This is a genomic window from Enterobacter cloacae complex sp. IR5401 (assembly GCF_049238425.1).
Taxonomy (GTDB): Bacteria; Pseudomonadota; Gammaproteobacteria; order Enterobacterales; family Enterobacteriaceae; genus Enterobacter; species Enterobacter hormaechei_C.
In genome coordinates this window covers 572,939-592,691 of record NZ_JBMKHN010000001.1, presented here as the reverse complement: position 1 = coordinate 592,691, position 19,753 = coordinate 572,939, and the positions used below count along the sequence as shown (strand labels likewise).

Annotated in this window: 17 protein-coding genes; 1 reads left to right on the top strand and 16 read right to left on the bottom strand. The window is 58.1% G+C overall.

Annotation, left to right across the window (positions count from 1 at the left end; all coding sequences use genetic code 11):
* Nucleotides 1-108: 108 nt before the first annotated feature.
* The 14 genes from flhE to ACOTX1_RS02680 all read right to left on the bottom strand — a co-directional run bounded on the left by flhE (nucleotide 109) and on the right by ACOTX1_RS02680 (nucleotide 15,488).
* On the bottom strand, nucleotides 109-501 hold the full coding sequence (flhE, locus tag ACOTX1_RS02745; RefSeq protein WP_003859725.1) for a flagellar protein FlhE: 393 nt from the start codon (nucleotides 499-501) through the stop codon (nucleotides 109-111).
* Nucleotides 501-2,579, bottom strand: coding sequence for a flagellar biosynthesis protein FlhA (flhA, locus tag ACOTX1_RS02740; protein WP_003859723.1), 2,079 nt, complete (start codon nucleotides 2,577-2,579; stop codon nucleotides 501-503). Before flhA ends, flhE begins: the two co-directional genes overlap by 1 nt.
* Nucleotides 2,572-3,720 (bottom strand): flagellar biosynthesis protein FlhB, encoded by a 1,149-nt coding sequence (gene flhB / locus ACOTX1_RS02735; RefSeq protein WP_003859720.1) that lies wholly within the window; start codon nucleotides 3,718-3,720, stop codon nucleotides 2,572-2,574. The genes flhA and flhB overlap by 8 nt, the downstream gene beginning before the upstream one ends.
* A gap of 150 nt (nucleotides 3,721-3,870) precedes the next feature.
* Nucleotides 3,871-4,515 (bottom strand): protein phosphatase CheZ, encoded by a 645-nt coding sequence (gene cheZ, locus ACOTX1_RS02730; protein ID WP_003859718.1) that lies wholly within the window; start codon nucleotides 4,513-4,515, stop codon nucleotides 3,871-3,873.
* Between the two features lie 10 nt (nucleotides 4,516-4,525).
* Complete coding sequence (gene cheY / locus ACOTX1_RS02725; RefSeq protein ID WP_000763862.1) at nucleotides 4,526-4,915, bottom strand: chemotaxis response regulator CheY; 390 nt, start codon at nucleotides 4,913-4,915, stop codon at nucleotides 4,526-4,528.
* A gap of 17 nt (nucleotides 4,916-4,932) precedes the next feature.
* Nucleotides 4,933-5,982, bottom strand: coding sequence for a protein-glutamate methylesterase/protein-glutamine glutaminase (locus ACOTX1_RS02720; protein ID WP_003859716.1), 1,050 nt, complete (start codon nucleotides 5,980-5,982; stop codon nucleotides 4,933-4,935).
* Entirely contained in the window at nucleotides 5,979-6,845 is an 867-nt protein-coding gene (cheR, locus tag ACOTX1_RS02715) for a protein-glutamate O-methyltransferase CheR (protein WP_003859714.1), read from the bottom strand. The genes ACOTX1_RS02720 and cheR overlap by 4 nt, the downstream gene beginning before the upstream one ends.
* A 19-nt stretch (nucleotides 6,846-6,864) precedes the next feature.
* Nucleotides 6,865-8,466, bottom strand: a complete 1,602-nt coding sequence (gene tap, locus ACOTX1_RS02710) for a methyl-accepting chemotaxis protein IV (RefSeq protein ID WP_003859711.1) — start codon at nucleotides 8,464-8,466, stop codon at nucleotides 6,865-6,867.
* 44 nt (nucleotides 8,467-8,510) lie between these two features.
* Nucleotides 8,511-10,178 (bottom strand): methyl-accepting chemotaxis protein II, encoded by a 1,668-nt coding sequence (gene tar / locus ACOTX1_RS02705; RefSeq protein WP_194303514.1) that lies wholly within the window; start codon nucleotides 10,176-10,178, stop codon nucleotides 8,511-8,513.
* Nucleotides 10,179-10,263: 85 nt separating this feature from the next.
* Nucleotides 10,264-11,226 (bottom strand): Csu type fimbrial protein, encoded by a 963-nt coding sequence (locus ACOTX1_RS02700; protein ID WP_023314356.1) that lies wholly within the window; start codon nucleotides 11,224-11,226, stop codon nucleotides 10,264-10,266.
* Nucleotides 11,223-13,607, bottom strand: coding sequence for a fimbria/pilus outer membrane usher protein (locus ACOTX1_RS02695; protein WP_023314357.1), 2,385 nt, complete (start codon nucleotides 13,605-13,607; stop codon nucleotides 11,223-11,225). The genes ACOTX1_RS02700 and ACOTX1_RS02695 overlap by 4 nt, the downstream gene beginning before the upstream one ends.
* Nucleotides 13,583-14,344, bottom strand: a complete 762-nt coding sequence (locus ACOTX1_RS02690; protein ID WP_022651454.1) for a fimbrial biogenesis chaperone — start codon at nucleotides 14,342-14,344, stop codon at nucleotides 13,583-13,585. Before ACOTX1_RS02690 ends, ACOTX1_RS02695 begins: the two co-directional genes overlap by 25 nt.
* A 16-nt stretch (nucleotides 14,345-14,360) precedes the next feature.
* Entirely contained in the window at nucleotides 14,361-14,831 is a 471-nt protein-coding gene (locus ACOTX1_RS02685) for a Csu type fimbrial protein (RefSeq protein WP_395240929.1), read from the bottom strand.
* A gap of 84 nt (nucleotides 14,832-14,915) precedes the next feature.
* Entirely contained in the window at nucleotides 14,916-15,488 is a 573-nt protein-coding gene (locus tag ACOTX1_RS02680; RefSeq protein WP_003859701.1) for a Csu type fimbrial protein, read from the bottom strand.
* Between the two features lie 426 nt (nucleotides 15,489-15,914).
* Here ACOTX1_RS02680 and ACOTX1_RS02675 point away from each other — a divergent pair, with 426 nt between their 5' ends.
* Nucleotides 15,915-17,174 (top strand): dicarboxylate/amino acid:cation symporter, encoded by a 1,260-nt coding sequence (locus ACOTX1_RS02675; RefSeq protein ID WP_003859700.1) that lies wholly within the window; start codon nucleotides 15,915-15,917, stop codon nucleotides 17,172-17,174.
* 45 nt (nucleotides 17,175-17,219) lie between these two features.
* Here ACOTX1_RS02675 and cheW read toward each other — a convergent pair whose 3' ends face one another.
* Both cheW and cheA read right to left on the bottom strand, forming a co-directional pair.
* Nucleotides 17,220-17,723: a chemotaxis protein CheW gene (cheW, locus tag ACOTX1_RS02670; RefSeq protein WP_003859699.1), complete on the bottom strand. Its 504-nt coding sequence runs from the start codon at nucleotides 17,721-17,723 to the stop codon at nucleotides 17,220-17,222.
* Nucleotides 17,724-17,742: 19 nt separating this feature from the next.
* On the bottom strand, nucleotides 17,743-19,752 hold the full coding sequence (gene cheA / locus ACOTX1_RS02665) for a chemotaxis protein CheA (RefSeq protein WP_003859698.1): 2,010 nt from the start codon (nucleotides 19,750-19,752) through the stop codon (nucleotides 17,743-17,745).
* Nucleotide 19,753: the final 1 nt, after the last annotated feature.

Genomic DNA, 19,753 nt, shown 5'->3' with positions numbered 1-19,753 from the left:
ACGCGTGTCACTGATTTATAAAACGGCGTTTCTTTTGTATCAAAAGGGAAGGTCAATTTTGCGAGCCAGCCTTCAGAAATGCCTGAAGACTGGTGAAAAGGCAGGCAGTTAGCGGTAGTTGACGAGCACCTCGTTGCGCTGAACTTTCAGCGCCGGGATCAGACGTCCACCGCCTGGCACTTCCCAGATAAAGCGTAAAGGCTCCTGAGCAGACACCCCGTTGAAGGCCTGGGTGGTGCCACTTTGTCCCTCGATTTCCGCGCAGCGGGTCAGCGAGCACAGCCGCACTCGCAACCCGGCTGGTGTGGGTCCCGTCAGGGTGTAATTCCAGGCCACCAGCGTCATCTGCCCGGACACGGGCTCAGAGGCGGACAACGGACGGGAGGAGATCGACTCCCCGCGATGGTTGAGCGTTAAGCCTATACTGCTGGCCTGCCATGCCCCCTCGCCTGCGGCCTGCGCCGCCAGCGGGAAAAGTAAGATCCACAGCCACTTCCGCATTATTTCCCTCCTATGGTCGCCGTCATGCGAATATTGCGGTTATCGGACAGCTCCATATTCGACAGCACCACCAGCTGGTTCAGGCTCCGGCGCAGGAAGCGCGACAGCAGCGGACGCAGCGCATGATTCACCAGCAGCACCGGCGGCGCGCCCAGCATCTCCTGACGCGCCAGCGCCTCCTGGGTTTGCGCCAGTAATCTGTCCGCCAGACCCGGCTCCAGCCCGCCACCGCCCTGCAACGCCTGAAGCAGCAGCCGTTCCAGCGGCGTATCCAGGCCAATGACCTGCACTTCGCCGGTTCCCGGGAACCATTGCTGGGTAATGGCGCGTCCGAGCGCCACGCGTACCACCGCCGTCAGTTCGTGCGGATCGCTTTGCAGCGGCGCATGTTCGGCCAGCGTCTCAAGGATGGTACGCATATCGCGAATGGGCACCTTCTCGTCGAGCAGGTTTTGCAGCACTTTATGCAGGGTGGTTAAGGTCAGCACGCCCGGCACTAAATCTTCGGTCAGTTTCGGCATCTCCTGCGTTACGCGGTCGAGCAGCTGCTGCGCCTCCTGACGACCAAACAGTTCCGCAGAGAACTGGCCAATCAGATGGTTGAGGTGCGTCGCCACCACGGTACTGGCCTCAACAACCGTGTAACCCTGGATCTGCGCCTGCTCTTTCAGAGCGCTCTCAATCCAGATTGCCGCCAGACCAAAGGCCGGGTCGGTCGTCTGCTCACCCGGCAACGTGCCTGCGGCCGTGCCCGGGTTAATTGCCAGCCAGCGGCCGGGGTACGCATCACCGCTGCCGATTTCTACCCCTTTCATCAGGATGCGATAGCGCGCGGGCGGGAGATCCATGTTGTCCCGGATGTGGACCACCGGCGGCAGGAAGCCCATATCCTGGGCGAATTTTTTACGAATGCTGCGGATACGGCCAAGCAGTTCACCATCCTGCTGGAAATCCACCATCGGGATCAGGCGGTACCCCACTTCCATCCCCAGCGAATCTTCGAGCTGAACGTCGTTCCAGGTGGCCTCCACCGCCTGGGTGTTCTCAGGCATTTTGACCGGCGCTGGCTCTGCCTTAGGCTGCGTTTCACGGCCACGCATCCACCAGGCAAGGCCCAGCAGCGCGGCAGTAAACAGCAGGAATACCAGGTTTGGCATGCCAGGCACCATACCGAGCAGGCCCAGTACCGCCGCGGAGAGCAGCATAACGCGCGGGTTGCTGAACAACTGCCCCACCATCTGCTCGCCTACATCCTGATCGGTGCTGACGCGGGTCACAATCACACCCGCCGCGGTGGAGATCACCAGCGCCGGGATCTGCGCCACCAGACCATCACCAATGGTCAGCAGCGTATAGCTTTCCGCTGCGTGGCCCATGTCCATGCCGTGTTGCAGCACGCCGACGAGCAGGCCGCCGACGACGTTAATCACCATGATCAGAATGCCCGCGATGGCGTCACCGCGCACAAACTTACTCGCACCGTCCATGGAGCCGTAGAAATCTGCCTCCTGGGTCACTTCGGCACGGCGTTTTTTTGCTTCATCTTCCGCGATCAGCCCGGCATTCAGGTCGGCGTCGATGGCCATCTGCTTACCCGGCATACCGTCGAGCACGAAGCGCGCGCCCACTTCTGCGATACGCCCCGCCCCTTTAGTGATAACCATGAAGTTGATAATCACCAGAATGACGAACACCACGATACCGATGGCGAAGTTGCCGCCCACCAGGAAGTGACCGAAGGCTTCGACCACCTTGCCCGCCGCCGCCGCGCCGGTGTGCCCTTCCATCAGGATGATACGCGTGGAGGCAACGTTCAGCGCCAGACGCAGCAGCGTGGTGAACAGCAGGATCGTTGGAAACGCGGCGAACTCCAGCGTGCGCTGGGTGAACATCGCCACCAGCAACACCATGATGGACAACGCAATGTTGAAGGTGAAAAGCAGGTCGAGAATAAATGCCGGTAACGGCAGCACCATCATCGACAGAATTAGCAGGATCAGAATCGGTCCGGCAAGGATCTGCCATTGCGTCGATTTCAGGTTGCCGGGCAGGCGCAACATTGCCACCAGATTAGCCATCAGTGTCCTTCTCGTTCAAAAAATCCAGTGCTTCAGGCACCGGAAGGTTCTCAGGTTTTACAGGTCGTTGACCGCCCGCTAAACGCCAGCGTTTCAGTTGCCACACCCAGGCCAGCACCTCTGCGACAGCGGCGTAGAGCTGGCCCGGGATCTGTTGTCCAATTTCCGCGTGGCGATACAGCGCACGGGCCAGCGGCGGTGCTTCCAGGATCGGTACGCGGTTTTCCGTCGCGATTTCACGAATGCGCAGCGCAATCAGCCCGGCCCCTTTCGCCACCACTTTCGGCGCGCTCATTTTGTTTTCGTCGTACTGAAGCGCCACGGAGTAGTGGGTCGGGTTGGTGACGATGACGTCGGCTTTCGGCACATCTTCCATCATGCGCCGACGCGCGGCGGCACGCTGCATCTGCCGGATACGGCCCTTAACGTGGGGGTCGCCTTCCATCTGTTTATATTCATCGCGGATGTCCTGACGCGACATTCGCAGCTTTTTGATATGGGAATAGATCTGGAAGATAACGTCGAACGCCACCATCGGAATAATGCTGAGTACCACCAGCAGCGAGCATAACCCGACCAGGTTCAGGGCATTTTTCATCGCCGTCATCGGTGACTCGCTGATCAGGCGCATCATCTCCGGCCAGTGGTGCCACAGAAAAAACCCGGCTGTACTGCCCATAAGAAGCGATTTCAGGATCGCTTTAAGAAGCTCAGCCCCGGTTTGCGCGGAGAACATTTTCGCAATACCGGGTAGCGGGTTGAGCTTGGAGAATTTCGGTTGCAGCGATTTACCGCTGAACACCAGGCCACCGAGCATGACCGGCGAAACAAGGGCCACGATGACCACGCCCGCGATCAGCGGCAGCAAGGCGATCATCGCGCTTTTCACAAGGTTGATGATTTGAATGAGGATCAGATTGGGGTCATTGACCATGCTGTGATCAAAACGTAAGCCAGCAGAGAGCATTCCCGCCAGTCTGCGGGCGAGCATCTCCCCGCCCCACCAGATTATGCAGACGCCCACCACCAGGATCAGCAGGGATGTCAGCTCTCGGGATCGGGGGATCTGCCCATCCTCACGGGCTTTTTCAAGTCGGTGGGGTGTGGGGGCTTCTGTTTTGTCGTCGTTCTCTTCTGCCACTGTGCCTGCTCGCAGCCCATTAATTCACGGGTATCATGCCAGCGCAGAGAAAATCCAATGGCGGGAAAAGCCCGTTTATTCGGGCTCTTTTCGCTGTTTTTGTTCTGAGCTGCCTCAGGCCGCGTTAACGACCTGAGGCAGAACGGGCAATCAGAAACCAAGGCTATCCAGCAGATCGTCCACCTGATCCTGGCTTGCCACCACGCCCGCTTTGCTGGTGTCAAGCTGTGGACCATTGAGCAGGCTTTCGTTCTCGCGTTTCGGACGGGCAGCCGGTTCCGGAATGTTCTCCAGCAGCACCATCAGCAGCTGACGTTCAATCTCCTGAATCACATCCATCATGCGCTTGATCACCTGGCCGGTAAGGTCCTGGAAATCCTGCGCCATCATGATGTCCAGCAGCTGGGCGTTAGTGAAGCTGGTGTGGCCCGGCACGTCACCCAGGTACTGACGGGTATCCGTTACCAGTTCGCGGGCATCCGCCAGCTCAATAGGGTTCTCAAACCACTCATCCCAGCGTTTGCTCAGCGCTTTCGCACCCTTCTCCATGGCATCCTGGTGCGGCTGCGAGGCTTCAACGCTGTTCAGCGCACGCTCGGCCGCCTGCGCGGTCATCTGCACGACGTAGTCCAGACGGTCGCGCGCGTCAGGGATGGCTTCCGCCGCTTCGGCGATAGCCTGGTCCAGCCCCAGCTCACGCAGGCTGTCGCGCAGCATGCGGGTCAGGCTACCAATGCGGGCAATAATGTCGCTCGGCGAATGTTCTTCAACGGGTTTCATAGCAGGTTGCAACATATCCATCACCTCACATGCCGAGTTTCTCGAAGATCTTCCCGAGCTTCTCTTCCAGAGTCGCCGCGGTGAATGGCTTCACCACGTAGCCGCTTGCGCCCGCCTGTGCAGCGGCAATAATGTTCTCTTTCTTCGCTTCTGCGGTTACCATCAGTACCGGCAGAGAGGCCATACCTGCATCCGCGCGGATGGTTTTCAGCAGTTCGAGACCGTCCATGTTCGGCATGTTCCAGTCGGAAATCACAAAACCAAACCCGCCAGCCTGGAGCTTGTTCAGCGCATCCACCCCGTCTTCTGCTTCTTCAACATTGTTGAAGCCCAGCTCTTTCAGCAGGTTGCGCACAATGCGACGCATGGTGGAAAAGTCATCCACAACCAAAAACTTAAGCTCTTTATCCGCCATAAAATAATACTCCTGAGTCAAATACGTATTGCCTGTCCGGCACTGATTTTCGCCAGCATCTGCTGGCTTACCTGGCTAAGATCGACCACTTCGCTTACGCCACCCATATTGATGGCCTCGCGCGGCATGCCGAACACCACACAACTTGCTTCATTCTGCGCAATCGTCCAGGCGCCAGCCTGGTGCATCGCAAGCATTCCGGCGGCGCCGTCGTTACCCATCCCCGTCAGGATCACCCCAACGGCGTTGCGCCCCGCATGTTTCGCCACCGAATGAAACAGCACATCCACCGACGGACGGTGCCGGTTAACCGGCGGTCCGTCATGAATTTTGATTTGATAGTTCGCCCCGCTGCGCGCCAGCTCCATGTGCTTGTCACCCGGGGCGATATAGGCGTGACCCGGCAGCACGCGCTCGCCGTCTTCCGCCTCTTTCACGCTGATCTGGCACAGCTTATTCAGGCGCTCCGCGAACGAGCGGGTAAAGCCCGGCGGCATATGTTGCGTAATCAGAATACCCGGGCTTGAGAGCGGCAATGGCTGGAGTACATGGCGAATTGCCTCTGTTCCTCCGGTTGACGCGCCAATCACCAGCAACTTTTCCGAGCTGAGTAACGGCCCCGCCTTCAGGGTTGCCGGGGCTGCCGTCGGTTTATGCGCGGCAAGCTTCGCCCGGGACGCGGTGCGGATCTTCTCGGCGATCATCTCGCTGTACGCCAGCATCCCCTCGCGAATGCCGAGCTGCGGCTTGGTGACAAAATCCACCGCCCCCAGCTCCAGCGCGCGCAGGGTGATTTCTGAACCCTTACCGGTCAGAGATGACACCATCACCACCGGCATCGGGCGCAGGCGCATTAATTTTTCCAGGAAATCGATGCCATCCATGCGCGGCATTTCAACATCCAGCGTCAGCACGTCGGGGTTATATTTTTTGATTAAATCCCGCGCGACCAGCGGATCGGGCGCTGTCGCCACCATCTCCATATCGCTGTGGCTATTGATGATTTCGGTCATGATCTGACGCATCAGCGCCGAATCATCGACAGACAATACCCTGATTTTACTCATGCTTTTTCCTTACTCAGCGCATATACCGTTTGCCCACGCAGGCTAAACTCACGCACGAGGTTGCTGAAGTTTTCCGAGTGCCCGGCAAACAGTAAACCGTCAGGCTTGAGCAACGGAACAAAGCGACGCAAAATGTCCTGCTGCGTCGTTTTATCAAAATAGATCATCACGTTACGACAAAAAATGGCGTCGAATGGCCCCGGCACGTTGTACTGCTTATCCAGTAAATTAACGGGGGCAAATTCCACGCAGTTCGCCAGCTCCTGGCGTACGCGCACCAGTCCTTCATGCGGGCCGGTACCGCGCATGAAGTAACGCTGTAGCTGCTGGGGAGACAGCGTTTTCAGCTCATCCTGGCGATAAACGCCGTTACGGGCTTTTTCCAGCACTTCCGTGTCGATGTCGCTGGCGTACACTTTCCAGCGACCCGGCGCCATGCCCAGGGTGTCCGCCAGGGTGATGGCCAGCGAGTACGGCTCTTCCCCGGTAGAGGCCGCCGCGCTCCAGACGCGATACTCTCCGCCACGGCGGCGGGCGTGTTCCGCCAGCACCGGGAAGTGATGCGCCTCGCGGAAAAACGCGGTCAGGTTGGTGGTTAATGAGTTGATAAATGCCTGCCATTCGGCGCTGTTCTGGTTCGCTTCGAGCATGCTCAGATAGCGGCCAAAATCGTCCAGCCCCAGCGTGCGCAAGCGCCGCACCAGCCGGTTGTAGACCATGTCTCGCTTATGGTCCGCAAGCACGATCCCCGCACGCTGGTAGATTAACTGACATATCCGACGAAAATGCGCGTCGGACAGCGCGAGGCGCTGTGTCATCTGCAACAATAATGACGTTTGCCCTGAGGGCATGGGTGATGTCATAGCGCCTTCTCAATCACATTCAGGATACAACGGGCACGGCCTGTGACCGTCCGACTTCTGTTACTGCTTCAACGTGCTCTTTCACATTAAATACGGCGACTAACCCGGTAAGGTGATCCGCATGGTTTGCCAGCTGATCGGTCGCAGCCGCCGCCTCTTCCACCAGTGAGGCGTTCTGCTGCGTAACCTGATCCATCTGTGTAACGGCCTGCGCCACCTGCTCAATACCACGGCGTTGTTCATCAGACGCCGAGGCAATCTCGCCCATAATGTCGTTAACCCGCGTCACGGAGGTGACTATCTCGTGCATGGTCTGCGCGGCGGTATCCACCAGCGCGGAGCCCTGCTGTACGCGGGAGACCGACTCTTCTATCAGCCCTTTGATCTCTTTCGCCGCATTGGCGCTGCGGCTGGCGAGGTTTCGGACTTCACCGGCAACCACCGCGAACCCGCGCCCCTGCTCGCCGGCACGCGCCGCTTCCACCGCCGCGTTCAGCGCCAGAATATTGGTCTGGAACGCGATACCGTCGATAACGCTGATAATGTCGCCAATTTTCTGCGAGCTGGCGGCAATCTCCTGCATCGTGCTGGCAACGTGAGAAGCCTGATCGCCCCCACGTTTCGCCGTCATCGCTGCCTGTTTTGACAAGTCGGACGCCTGACGCGCGTTATCGGCGTTCTGGCTTACCGTCGCGGTCAGCTGCTCCATGCTGGCCGCCGTCTGCGCCAGCGATGCCGCCTGCTGTTCAGTGCGGGAAGAGAGGTCGTTATTGCCTGCCGCAATCTCGGAGATCCCGGTATGCATGGCGTAACTGCCCTGGCGAACGTTGCTTACCGTTTCCCGCAGCGAACTCTGCATCGCCTTCAGGCTGGCGAAAATCGCTGATATTTCATTCCTGCCATACACGGCCACCGGACGCGCCAGGTCGCCCTTCGCAATACTGTCGAAGTGACTGCTGACGATGGCCAGCGGCTGGACGATCATTTTGCGCGACCACCACAGCGAGCCGCCGGTCAGCAGGGCCGCCAGGATTACCATAGTCAGGAATATCACCCCTGACATGCGGTAACTGGTACGGCTGTCCGCACCGGCACGCGCCACAAACTGGTTAATATCCTGCTGCCATGCGTTAAAGCTGTCGTCAAACGCCGCCTGAGACGCCTGCACCGGCGCGGTCAGGAAGTCAGAAAGCTGGTTGTTCTCCAGCCACGTCGCCTGATGGTCGAGATCGCCGTACCACACATCAAAGGTCTTTTTCATGGCGACTTTGAGCGCTTTCTCTTTCTCACTGACCGCCTCCTGCGCCGTAAAAGCCTTAAACTGCGCGTCGGCCTGCTTCAGGCTGCTGCGGGCCACAACCATCAGCCCCTTAATATCCTCCGGCGGATAGCTCAGCGCGGTTAACGTCCCTGCTTTGTTCAGCGCAGTGCTTGCCTGCAACAGCACGGCACGCGTTTGTGCCAGTGCGGAGCGCTGCTGATTACTCGTCTCAACTTCCTGCAAATTCTGATAGCCATCGCGAAACGCCCAGAAAGACAACCCGTTACTGCCAACCTGCAAAACCCCACACAGGATCAGAATCAAAAACAGTGTGGTCGAGATACGAATACGATTTAACATCCACGCTCCCATCAAGCGGCAAGCAGCCGCGGTTTAATTGTCAGTCAAAATGTTTCCCAGTTTTCATCTTGTCCGGTCACCGCTGCGCGCGTACGTGCTGTCACGGGCGCCGGGGCTGCTTCGCCGTACACCGACCGCGAGCTGACCGTATTTGTTGTTTTTGAAGTAAGACGGAACGCCGAGACGGCCATTTTCAGGCGGCTCGCCTGGTCCTCCAGCGCAGCGGCCGCGGCAGCGGACTCCTGCACCAGGGCGGCGTTTTGCTGCGTCACACGATCCATTTCCGATACCGCCAGGGCGACCTGGTCAATACCACGACTCTGCTCATCCGATGCAGAGGCGATTTCACCCATGATGTCCGTCACGCGCGTCACGGCATTCACGATGTCATTCATGGTTTCACCCGCACTTTCCACCAGCACCGAGCCGGTATCCACGCGTGAAACAGAGTCTTCAATCAGAGCTTTGATCTCTTTCGCCGCATTGGCGCTGCGGCTGGCGAGGTTACGCACTTCGCCGGCGACTACGGCAAACCCGCGCCCCTGCTCGCCCGCACGCGCCGCTTCAACGGCCGCGTTCAGCGCCAGGATGTTGGTCTGGAAGGCGATGCCGTCGATAACGCTGATGATGTCGGCGATTTTCTTCGAGCTGTCGGCAATGTCATGCATGGTTTTCACCACGCCGTCGACCACCCGACCGCCGCGCTGGGCGGTGTCGGACGCGCTCTCTGCAAGCTGCGACGCCTGGCGGGCATTGTCGGCATTCTGCTTCACGGTCGCGGTGAGCTGCTCCATGCTGGCCGCCGTCTCTTCCAGAGCGGATGCCTGCTGTTCGGTACGGGACGAAAGATCGTTGTTGCCCATCGCGATTTCACTCGTGCCGGTATAGATGGCATCCGCCCCCTCGCGCACGTTGGCGACGGTATCAATCAGCGAACGCTGCATATGGTCGACGCTGGTTGCCAGCTCGGTGATCTCATTGCGCCCAGAAACAGTCAGCGTTTTCGTGAGATCGCCCCGGCCAATATCACGGATATGGGCAATGACGCGGCCAAGCGGGTTAAGAAGGATATGACGAATGCCGTACCACACGGCCACCAGTACGATGACCAGCGCGAGGGCGAGAACCGCCATCTGCCATTTAGCGAAACGGTAGTCGTTCTGGCTTTGCGTGAACGCGGAGTGATAAAGCTCGCCGCTGGCTTTAGCGTACTCGCCGAGCGCCGCGCCGAGGGCGTTCTGCATTCCCTGGGTCGGCTGCGCGAAATAGGCGTCCATATTGCCCTTCTCCAGGAACTGCACCAGCTCCGTGAGGCCGGCGAAGTAGGCCTGATATTTTTCATCTATGTTCGCGCTCGCCTGCGCCATTGCCGGCTGAGGGGCGATTTTTTTGAAGGCGTCGTAATGTTTCGCCGCGTCTGCCAGCGTGGCGCGCGCATTCTTCAGCAGTTCCGTTTTTGCGCTGCTCTGCTGGTTATTTGGGTCCATCATCATGCGGGCAGACGAGCGGCTCAGGTTGATACGCGTCTGCAACATCAGATCCCAGGTCGTGGTCAGTTCGCTTTGCTGCATTCGCAAATCGTTCGAGGCCGCGAAGCTGTCCTGGTTCTGTTTTAACGACGAGAAAAAGAGGCCGCCAGAAGTAAGCTGAAGAAGTGCGAAAATGACCAGCACCATCATAAGCATTGTGATAACGCGGATACGGTTCAACATACAACACCTTCTCATAGATTTATTAACGGTGTTATCGGCACAGGCCACAGGAACTTTACATTTGCGAAAGGGAAAAGCGCGGGAGTCAGAATGCGACGTCGACAATCAGCGTGTCGGTGTAGGTTCCGGCAGGCGGCGTGGCCTGGCTGGTCAGAACTTTGGCGGTGTAGTTGTAGGTACGTAAAAGCCCGTCCGTACTGACCTGCGATGAGCTGGCGCTGGCCCAGCGCTCGCTGCCGCTGCTGCCCCAGCGGTTGCTGGTCGCCTCTTTGTAGATGTCGTAACTCATGAAGTTGCTGCCGCTGACCATACGACGCACGTTGTTCAGGGCATTTGCCCCATTATTAATGCCTATGGTGTAGGTGCTGCCTTTGGTACAGGTTACGGCAACCGACTGTGAAACGGTGGGAAAATTTTGCACCAGCGGCGCGCTGTTAAAATTCACGTCCGGCGTGGTCATGGTGCTGCAATCGTTGGTAACGGTCATGTTGAGGAGGATCGAGGTGGTTGCCGTGCCGGTTTGCGGGGTCAGGCACGCTCCGACCGCGCCAACGGCGCACACGTTGTAGTTAATGCTGAACGTTAACAACACCTGGTACGGCCCGGCAGTGACGTTCTGCCCCATTACGGTCCGGAAATAAAGGGGAATGTTGTAGCGCCTTGAACCCAGCAGCCCGAGCAGCGTGTTTCCACTCCAGGTATAGGCTTTGCTGATTTGTATTTCACTGTTTCCGCCGCAGCCGGACGCCCCGCACAGCCGCGCAGGGATGACATCGGTAATAGCCGCGTTGTCCGTACGCTTCATGGTCGCCCGGCTATTCGCGAAGACGGATGCCGAAGTGTAATTCAGCGTCACCGAGTCGTTGGTTAACAGGTTGAGAACGGTATCGCAGGTCACCACCAGCGTGCCCGTCGTTTCCACTTCCCCGGTGCCGCTGAGTGCGAACGAGGTGACGCTGCCAAACGAGGCATTCACCGTACTGACGGTACAGGCCGCCCAGCAGCCGCCGGAGCACAGCAGCAGGAGCGCGATTAACAGGCGTCTCACGGCGCCTCCCGACAGGTCAGCGGACCGTAGGTTTGCAGCTTATGTTCAGGGTTTGCGCCAACGGTCAGCGTTGCCGTACAGCGTTTACCCTCCGGGGTGGTAACCTCGAGCGGATTCACGTCGTTGAGGTTTTCCAGCCAGGCGAGGCCGTCGTAGCCGACAACCGCGCTGCTGCGGGACGCGCGTCTGACCTGGCTTCCTACCGGGATCGCATTGCCCTGCGCATCGTGCAGGATCACGCTGGCAACCCGCTCCTGCTCCATCGGGAAATCCACCAGATAACCGTTATGCCGACGAATCGCCACCCGACGCTCGGTCTCTTTCAGCCGGGTATCCGCGGGTAAGTTCAGGGTATCAATGCGGTAACTTGCCGGGTAATAGGCGGAAACGCCGCTCACCAGCAGATAGCCTTTGTTATTGGTTTTTCCGACCGGCTGGTTTTCGTAGCTGACGGGAACATCCGGATGTCCATCGGTGCTGATCACCACAAACGCATCGTTGATTTTGTTCGCCGCAAACAGCTCACCGTCCATCAGCACGACAGAGCCCATCGCCTCGCCCCACCAGGTCATCATGCCCTTCTCACCATAGCCGCCGCCCTGTAGCTCCACGTTGTTATTCCGCCAGCCGAGCGTGGCCTGCTGATAGTTACTCGACCGCGACTGGTTGGCCCAGGCCATGTTCCAGCTAAAGCCGCCGTCTGAAGGCATCGAGTGGTTGTAGTTAATGCGTTGAGTACTGCCTGCGTCAGGAGTGTTTTCAAAGGTGACGGCGGCGCTGTCACGTTCGCCGAGGGGAACCTGCAACGACAGCGCAACCGTCCAGTCGCCCCGCTGCTGGTCACGGCTGGCAGCCAGATAAATACTGCTTGAGCCCCACAAATTACGGCTCCAGGAGAGGTTGAGCAGCTCAGTTTTTTTGCTGTCAAAACTTTCAACCCCGATCCACGCCGCGCCGATATTGCCGTAACCGCCGAGGTTAAAGGTTAAGGAATACTGGTCGGTATTGCGGCTCAGGCTGGCAACGGGGTTATCATTTTCATCATAAACGGTGGGCTGATCGTACAGGGCGAGGTTGCCGAAGCCACGGTCGCGCCGGGTATGCTGGGTCGCTACGCTAAACTCGCTGGTGTTGTACTGATAGCCCCAGTTTATCTGGCCGCCGCTATCGCCGCGCATGCGGCTTTGGGTCCACGAGGTATTTACCACGCCAAAACGCCCGAGCTTCAGCACCGTGCCCGCTCCGCCGAGCGCCAGCGACTCCGCCCCTTCCGCATGCCCCTCCAGCGTCAGCCAGTCGGTCACCCCGTAGCGATACGATCCGCTGCCCGCCGCCGGGCCATAGTCAAAATTCTCAATACCGTAGTTACGCCGCAGGCTGCCCAGCGTCACGGCGCCGTCGCTTAACCCCTGCTTAAGCAGATCGCTGCTGACATAAAACGGCAGCGTGGTACTCACCTGACGACCCAGCGCATCAGTGGTAACCAGCACCGCATCCCCGGCACCGTTGATATACGGCAGATTGGTGAGGGTAAACGGCCCCGGCTGAAGGCGGGTGGAGCCGGAACGGTAGCCATTAATAAAGAGATCGACCGAGGTCGGGACAGCCGCCTCGCCGGAAAACGCCGGCAGCGGCCAGGTCACCAGATCAGGACGCAGGGAGAAGTCGCGCCCGTAGCTGATCCCGCCCATGCGCACGCTGGTGCTCCAGCTCAGCGCATCGCTGATGACGTCCCCGACGGTCCAGGTGGTGGCATCTTCCTCGTTGGTGATCAGAAACGTTGAGTCGTAGCGCACGTACCCTTCCTGCTGCCCGCTGTTACCGGTGAAATTCTGCCGGGCGTAACCCGTCGATGAAAACGAATAATCCTCATTGAAATAGCGGAACTCGTGCCAGACCGACGCCTGGCCGCCCGTGTGCTCGGAATGGTTGGTATAAACGTCGTAATTGAGCAACGCGCCGCGGCCATAGTGCGGCTTGCTATGCGTGTTCTGTTCGCTGAACGGCGTGATCCGCGCGGCGACCCAGTCCCGGGGGACCGTCAGCAACAGACGCTGGGCCGTGCTGTCGTACTCTGCGCGTACCGACGTAAGCGTCGAGAGATTCACCTCTCCGGCAGGCACATGCGCGGGCGGCAGCCCGGCGCGGAGCAAATCCGCGCCCGAAATAAACCAGGCACCCTCGCGCTGCGTCACCGGCACCACCAGACCCGTGTCATAGTGGTTCAGCACCAGGGCGAGCTGGAATACTGCTTCGCCGTTCATCGTCCGTGCATCCGGCGGCGGCGGTAAACTGTCGTCGCCGGTTTCGGCAAAGGCGCTGGTACTGACGCAAAGCAGGATCATCATCGCCGGTTTCAGTTGACGGGCGTCGATTGCCATTGCGTATCCCTGGCATTAATTTGCGCGCTCATCCGGTTCGGCTGATAAATCCCTGCCGGAAGCGGCCAGCTTCGGGTGCTGCCTGGCAGCACATAACCCAGCAGCCCCTCGGCAACCGTGCGTTTTTGCCCGCCCTGCTCAACCGCAACCTGGCTGAGCCGGACGTGAACATCCCCCTGATTACGGACCTGAAGCGCGGGTTTCCCCCCCTCCTGAACGACCCGCCAGCTCAGCTGTTGGGTATTCGCCAGCGCGTGGTGTGCCCCTTCGTTGAGGGTGGGGATCCCCTGCCCATAAACAAATAAAGGAATCGAATAGCGCATTTGCAGTTTGAGGCCCATGGACGGTTCCGCTTTGGCATCCGGCTGGGGAATTTCATCCACAATAATGCGGTAGGCCTGCTCAACCCCCGACGGGATCGTCCCCTGCTTGATCAGGCGAATAAGCTGTTTACTGCCTTTAGCGATAGTCACGATCGGCGGGCTGGCGACCACATCCTGCTGGGCGGTGTAACGCTCATATCCGCCCTCCTGTTTCCAGCGCACAATGCGTATCTGCATTGTCGTGGCGCTGTTGCCCTGATTCTGGATCCACAATTCAGTTGCTCTGGCCTCTGCCGAAAGCCACGGATCGATGGGCCACAAAAGAATGGTTGCCGCTGCCTGCGCCTGGCCCGCTGCCAGAGCCGTTGCCCCCAACAGACCCACCAGGCCTGATCGCCTGAAAAATGGCTTCATCGATGTTCTCCCTTTCCTACCATGACAAGGTCACGGTGAGTTGATCTGAATATGTTCCCGGCAGGCTAAACCCCGTCAGGAGCGCGACGCCAAAAAGAGGCAACGCGATGTTATTGCTGTTGGTATAGGTAATCGGTATGGCCTGGTTAACGCCAATTTCACTGTTCGCGGCCAGTGAGCTGCTGCTGTAGAGCCGGTAACCGACCACCTCTGTCCCGCCTGAACGCGTCATCCGCCTCACAGAGCTATAATTCTGACCGCCGTTAATGCTCATACTTAGCGCCACACCCGGTGTGCAGGCGATGGACAACGCGCCGTCGGCGACAAAGCTGGTGCTGACCGGCGTGTTGTCCACGCCATTGCGGGTTCCAAAATCCAGCGTCCCAAAGCGCCCGCCCGTGCCGGTACTCACCGAGCATCCTGGTACTACCGTCGCGCTCACCCTGAAGGACTGGGATGTCACCGCCCTGGCGTCGCAGATCATCATCAGCCCGACGATCAGGGCCAAAAAGGGTGCACGACGCCCTCTGCGCTTTCGCGCAGACATAAACACAATGCCTTCATGGCTGAATCAGTAGGTGACGCTGACGTTAATCGTGTCGGTATAGGTTCCCGGTACAACCGTTACGCTATTGCCGCCGCCCGTTATGCGCCCGTAGAGGGTATAGCTGTTCACCCCGCCCGCTGTGGAAGCTACGGGCAACGCGGCGTTGTTAGCAATCACGTTGTTGTACCCGCTGTCGCTATAGAGGCTGTATGCCACGCCCTGTGCCGCATTGGCGGTGTTCACCAGATATCGGGCGGGTGTGCCGGGGGTGCCGACAACGGTTCCGGGTGCGGTCGCGTTGGTGTTGCCGGTGATCGCCACCGTGTAACTGGCAGTGGTACATTGAATGGTAAAGGTATTTCCGCCGCTGGCCCCGGTTAACTGGGTTGTCAGGGTGGAGAATGTCGCAGGATGGGTCCCGAAATCGAGTGTCCCGAAGTTAATGCCGTTTTGCGTTGGCGAGCCGTTGATCAAACAACCGTTCGTCAACGTCAGCGTCGCCCCGATAGTACCGCTACTGGTGACTGCCAGCGCCTGACCGACAGTCGCCGCCGTCAGCAGTGTACCCGCGCAGATAAAAAGAAGTTTTCTTTTCATTTACCACCCTCCAGAAGAAATAATGGTCCGCTTGCCATATTTTATTCATACTGTTCAGTATGTTAGCCCCGCTTAAACATTCCCCGGCGCGGTTACTGAGAATTTAGTTTATGGTTCACGCTTCAACCACTTTCAACGAAGGTGAGACACCCGCCCCCAATTAACAGACTATTAACAAACATTACAAAGAGTTAGCAAAATAAAACGGGCATTATTCTTGCTTAATATGAGGATATATCGCGTGTAATGTGATCTGCATCACAATATATCGTTATGATAAAAACAACGAATTTCATAAAAATTAAAAACAAGTTGTAACTCACGCAGCTTTACTTCAATTTATGCCTCGAATATTTTCCTGCGCTTAAATAAAAATTTTGTATGCATCGACGCAGGAAACTCTTTTAGCGCATAGAGGATCTTTTTGTGGCAAGTGCAAACAAACTCACGCTCTTCATCGTGATTTTCATGCTGGCGGGTATTCTTTCAGGTGCGGCGATCCATGAGTATGCTTCGTCCGACGCGATACAGGCCTGGTCGGAGAACATTACGCTACTGACCGATATTTTCCTGCGGCTGATTAAGATGGTGATTGCCCCGCTGGTGTTCAGCACCCTGACGGTGGGCATTATGAAGCTGGGTGAAACGTCGACGATTGGGCGCGTCGGGGGTAAAGCGATGGTGTGGTTTATCAGCTCATCCGTGCTTTCCATTCTGGTGGGGCTGTTTATTGTTACCCTTGAACAACCCGGCAGCGGTCTGAACCTGAGCATCCCCACAGAGACGGTTGATACCGGCCTGGCCGTTAGTGGGATGTCGCTGAAAGCCTTCCTGTCACACACCATTCCAACCAGCATTGCCGGCGCGATGGCGAACAATGAGATCCTGCAAATTGTGGTCTTCTCGATGTTCTTCGGCATTGGCGGCGCGTCACTGGGCCAAAAATTCAACGCCCCGCTGGTCGCGGCGCTGGATGTGGTCTCCCACATTATGCTGAAGGTGACGGGCTACGTGATGTACGTTGCGCCGCTGGCCATTTTTGCCGCAATTTCGTCCGTCATTGCCACCCAGGGGCTGGGCATTTTGCTGAACTATGCCTCGTTTATTGGCGGTTACTATGTGGCGATCCTTCTGACCTGTCTGGTATTGCTGGCGGTAGGTTACATGGTGCTGAAAAAAGAGATTTTTCGTCTGGTGGCGATGCTGAAAGATCCGGTGCTGGTCGCGTTTACCACCAGCAGCTCTGAAGCGGCATACCCGAAAACGCTGGAGCAGTTAGCGCGCTTCGGCTGTTCACGGAATATCGCCTCTTTCGTCCTGCCGATCGGCTACTCGTTTAACCTGGTCGGCTCCATGGTGTACTGCTCGTTCGCCTCAATGTTTATCGCCCAGGCGTACAACATTCACCTGAGTTTCACCGAGGTGACGGTGCTGATGTTAACGCTGATGCTGGCCTCGAAAGGCATTGCGGGTGTACCGCGCTCGTCGCTGGTGGTGCTGGCGGCAACCATTCCGAGCTTTAACATTCCGGTGGCCGGGATCCTGCTGCTGATGGGGATTGATCATTTCCTGGATATGGGACGGTCCGCCATTAACGTGCTGGGGAACGGGATTGCGACAGCGATGCTGTCGCAGAATGAAGGGGCGCGGGAAGCGGAGGCAGAGCTGGTGGAGCAGGAGGCGTAAGGATACAAAAGAGCCGGGTGGCGCTGACGCTTACCCGGCTTCATTTTATGCTACATGATTCGCCGCAATATCCAGCAGCGCCATCTCTTCACTGTTCAGCAGCTTCTCAATATTCACCAGAATTAGCATACGCTCGCCGAGCGCACCCAACCCCGTCAGGTATTCCGTCGACAGCGTGACCGCAAACTCCGGCGCAGGACGGATTTGATCTGCGGTCAGCGACAGTACATCAGACACGCCATCCACCACGATCCCCACCACGCGCTGCCCCAGATTCAGGACGATCACCACCGTGTTATCGTTGTACTCCACATCGCCCTGGCTGAACTTTACGCGCAGGTCCACGATAGGCACAATCACACCGCGCAGGTTGGTCACACCCTTGATAAACGCTGGCGTGTTCGCAATGCGCGTTACCTGGTCGTAACCACGAATTTCCTGCACTTTCAGGATGTCGATACCGTACTCTTCATCACCTAAAGTGAAAACCAGGAATTCCTGCCCCGATGGCTCGCCCGCCAGTTTCGTTACGTTACTCATACCGGTCATGTTATTACCTTTTACTTAATCAGGCGGCTGTGTTCGCCACACGTTGTTCACGATTTAATCCCTGAAGTGCCGATACATCGACGATCAGCGCGACGCTACCATCACCCAGGATGGTGGCAGCAGAGATCCCCGGCACTTTGCGGTAGTTGCTTTCCAGGTTCTTAACCACCACCTGATGCTGACCAATCAGCTGATCAACCAGCAGCGCGTAGCGGCGTCCGGCGCTTTGCAGGATCACAACGATACCCTGCGTGGCCTCGGTTTTTGCCCCGTCCACTTCGAACACTTTCCACAGTTCCACCAGCGGCAGATACTCGCCGCGTACTTCGAGCACGCGCTCCCCGCCCGCCAGCGGATGCAGATCTTCTTCACGCGGCTGGAGGGACTCCATCACCGCGTTCAGCGGCAGAATAAAGACTTCGTCCGCCACTTTAACGGACATGCCGTCAAGAATGGCCAGCGTCAGCGGCAGCAGGATACGAATCGTGGTGCCTGCACCCTGCTTAGACTGGATCTCAACGTGACCGCCCATCTCCTGAATGTTACGTTTCACCACGTCCATGCCCACGCCACGGCCGGAAACGTCGGTGACCTGCTCTGCGGTTGAGAAGCCCGGGGCAAAAATCAGCATGCCCACTTCTTCGTCCGTCATGTTTTCGTTGACCGCCATTCCCTGCGAGATCGCCTTCGCCAGAATGCGCTCGCGGTTCAGGCCCGCGCCGTCATCGGTCACTTCGATGCAGATGTTGCCGCCCTGATGTTCCGCTGACAGGATCAGGTTGCCCACGGGCGATTTTCCGGCTGCCACGCGATTTTCCGGCAGCTCGATGCCGTGGTCGAGGCTGTTACGCACCAGGTGCGTTAACGGGTCGATAATGCGTTCGATCAGGCTCTTGTCCAGCTCGGTGGAGCTGCCCATCAGCGTGAGTTCGATCTGTTTGTTGAGCTTGCCGGCCAGGTCGCGCACCAGGCGCGGGAAGCGGCTGAAGACATATTCCATCGGCATCATGCGGATGGACATCACCGATTCCTGCAAATCGCGGGCGTTACGTTGTAACTGGCCCATGCTGGTGATGAGATCGCCGTGAGTCACCGGGTCCAGCTCGTTGGAACGCTGGGCCAGCATCGACTGGGTGATCACCAGTTCACCCACCAGGTTGATTAGCTGATCCACTTTCTCCACCGCCACGCGAATGCTCGTGGACTCGCTGGAACGCGCCGCCGGTTTTTCACCGCGGGCCGGGGCAGCCGTCTCTTTTGGCACGGCTTTCAGTGCCGGGGCAGCGGCAACTACCGCAGGGGTATTCTCTGCCGGAGCTGGCGCTTCAACGGCCGCCGCCTCGGTTTCAAACGCAATCTGATCCGCTTCAATGACGAAGCAGAGCACTGCCACGATGTCATCCTGACCGATCCCGCCGTCAAGCGTCGCGGCCAGGCTGTCTTTGCCCTTCACCACGTTGCTGAGCGTCGCCAGGTTCCCCAGCTCCTCTTCCAGCAGGTTGACCTCGTTCTCCTTCAGACGTGACAGCACCACGCGCAGTTTTCCTGCGGGCGCGTCAGGCGCCGTAGCGGGTTCGGCCACGGCGTCAACAACGCTCAGTTTTGCCGCAGGGACAGCGGGCGCAGACGCCTCACCTTTGGCTTCCAGCGCTAACTGACGCAGCGCGTTGCAGATGTATTCAAAGCTGGCGGCATCAGGCTCTGCCGAACTTTTATAGGCGTCGAGCTGTTCCTGCATAATATCTTTCGTTTCCAAAAACAGGTTGATAATGTCGGTATTGAGCTGCATCTCACCGCGTCGTGCTTCATCCAGCAGGTTTTCCATTAAATGGGTGGTTTCCTGCAAAATGGTAAATCCAAACGTTCCGGCTCCGCCTTTAATGGAATGCGCCGCACGGAAGATGGCATTGAGCTGTTCTGAGTCCGGCGCCTCGGGCACCAGATCCAGCAAATGTTGCTCCATATCGGCCAACAATTCGTCGGCTTCATCAAAAAATGTCTGGTAAAAATCGGTAATATCCATGCTCACG

Bases quoted from the DNA above. Each gene is read 5' to 3' on its own strand.
- flhE (WP_003859725.1), bottom strand. From the start codon at position 501: ATGCGGAAGTGGCTGTGGATCTTACTTTTCCCGCTGGCGGCGCAGGCC.
- flhA (WP_003859723.1), bottom strand. From the start codon at position 2,579: ATGGCTAATCTGGTGGCAATGTTGCGCCTGCCCGGCAACCTGAAATCG.
- cheZ (WP_003859718.1), bottom strand. From the start codon at position 4,515: ATGTTGCAACCTGCTATGAAACCCGTTGAAGAACATTCGCCGAGCGAC.
- cheY (WP_000763862.1), bottom strand. From the start codon at position 4,915: ATGGCGGATAAAGAGCTTAAGTTTTTGGTTGTGGATGACTTTTCCACC.
- ACOTX1_RS02720 (WP_003859716.1), bottom strand. From the start codon at position 5,982: ATGAGTAAAATCAGGGTATTGTCTGTCGATGATTCGGCGCTGATGCGT.
- cheR (WP_003859714.1), bottom strand. From the start codon at position 6,845: ATGACATCACCCATGCCCTCAGGGCAAACGTCATTATTGTTGCAGATG.
- tap (WP_003859711.1), bottom strand. From the start codon at position 8,466: ATGTTAAATCGTATTCGTATCTCGACCACACTGTTTTTGATTCTGATC.
- tar (WP_194303514.1), bottom strand. From the start codon at position 10,178: ATGTTGAACCGTATCCGCGTTATCACAATGCTTATGATGGTGCTGGTC.
- ACOTX1_RS02695 (WP_023314357.1), bottom strand. From the start codon at position 13,607: ATGGCAATCGACGCCCGTCAACTGAAACCGGCGATGATGATCCTGCTT.
- ACOTX1_RS02690 (WP_022651454.1), bottom strand. From the start codon at position 14,344: ATGAAGCCATTTTTCAGGCGATCAGGCCTGGTGGGTCTGTTGGGGGCA.
- ACOTX1_RS02685 (WP_395240929.1), bottom strand. From the start codon at position 14,831: ATGATGATCTGCGACGCCAGGGCGGTGACATCCCAGTCCTTCAGGGTG.
- ACOTX1_RS02680 (WP_003859701.1), bottom strand. From the start codon at position 15,488: ATGAAAAGAAAACTTCTTTTTATCTGCGCGGGTACACTGCTGACGGCG.
- cheW (WP_003859699.1), bottom strand. From the start codon at position 17,723: ATGACCGGTATGAGTAACGTAACGAAACTGGCGGGCGAGCCATCGGGG.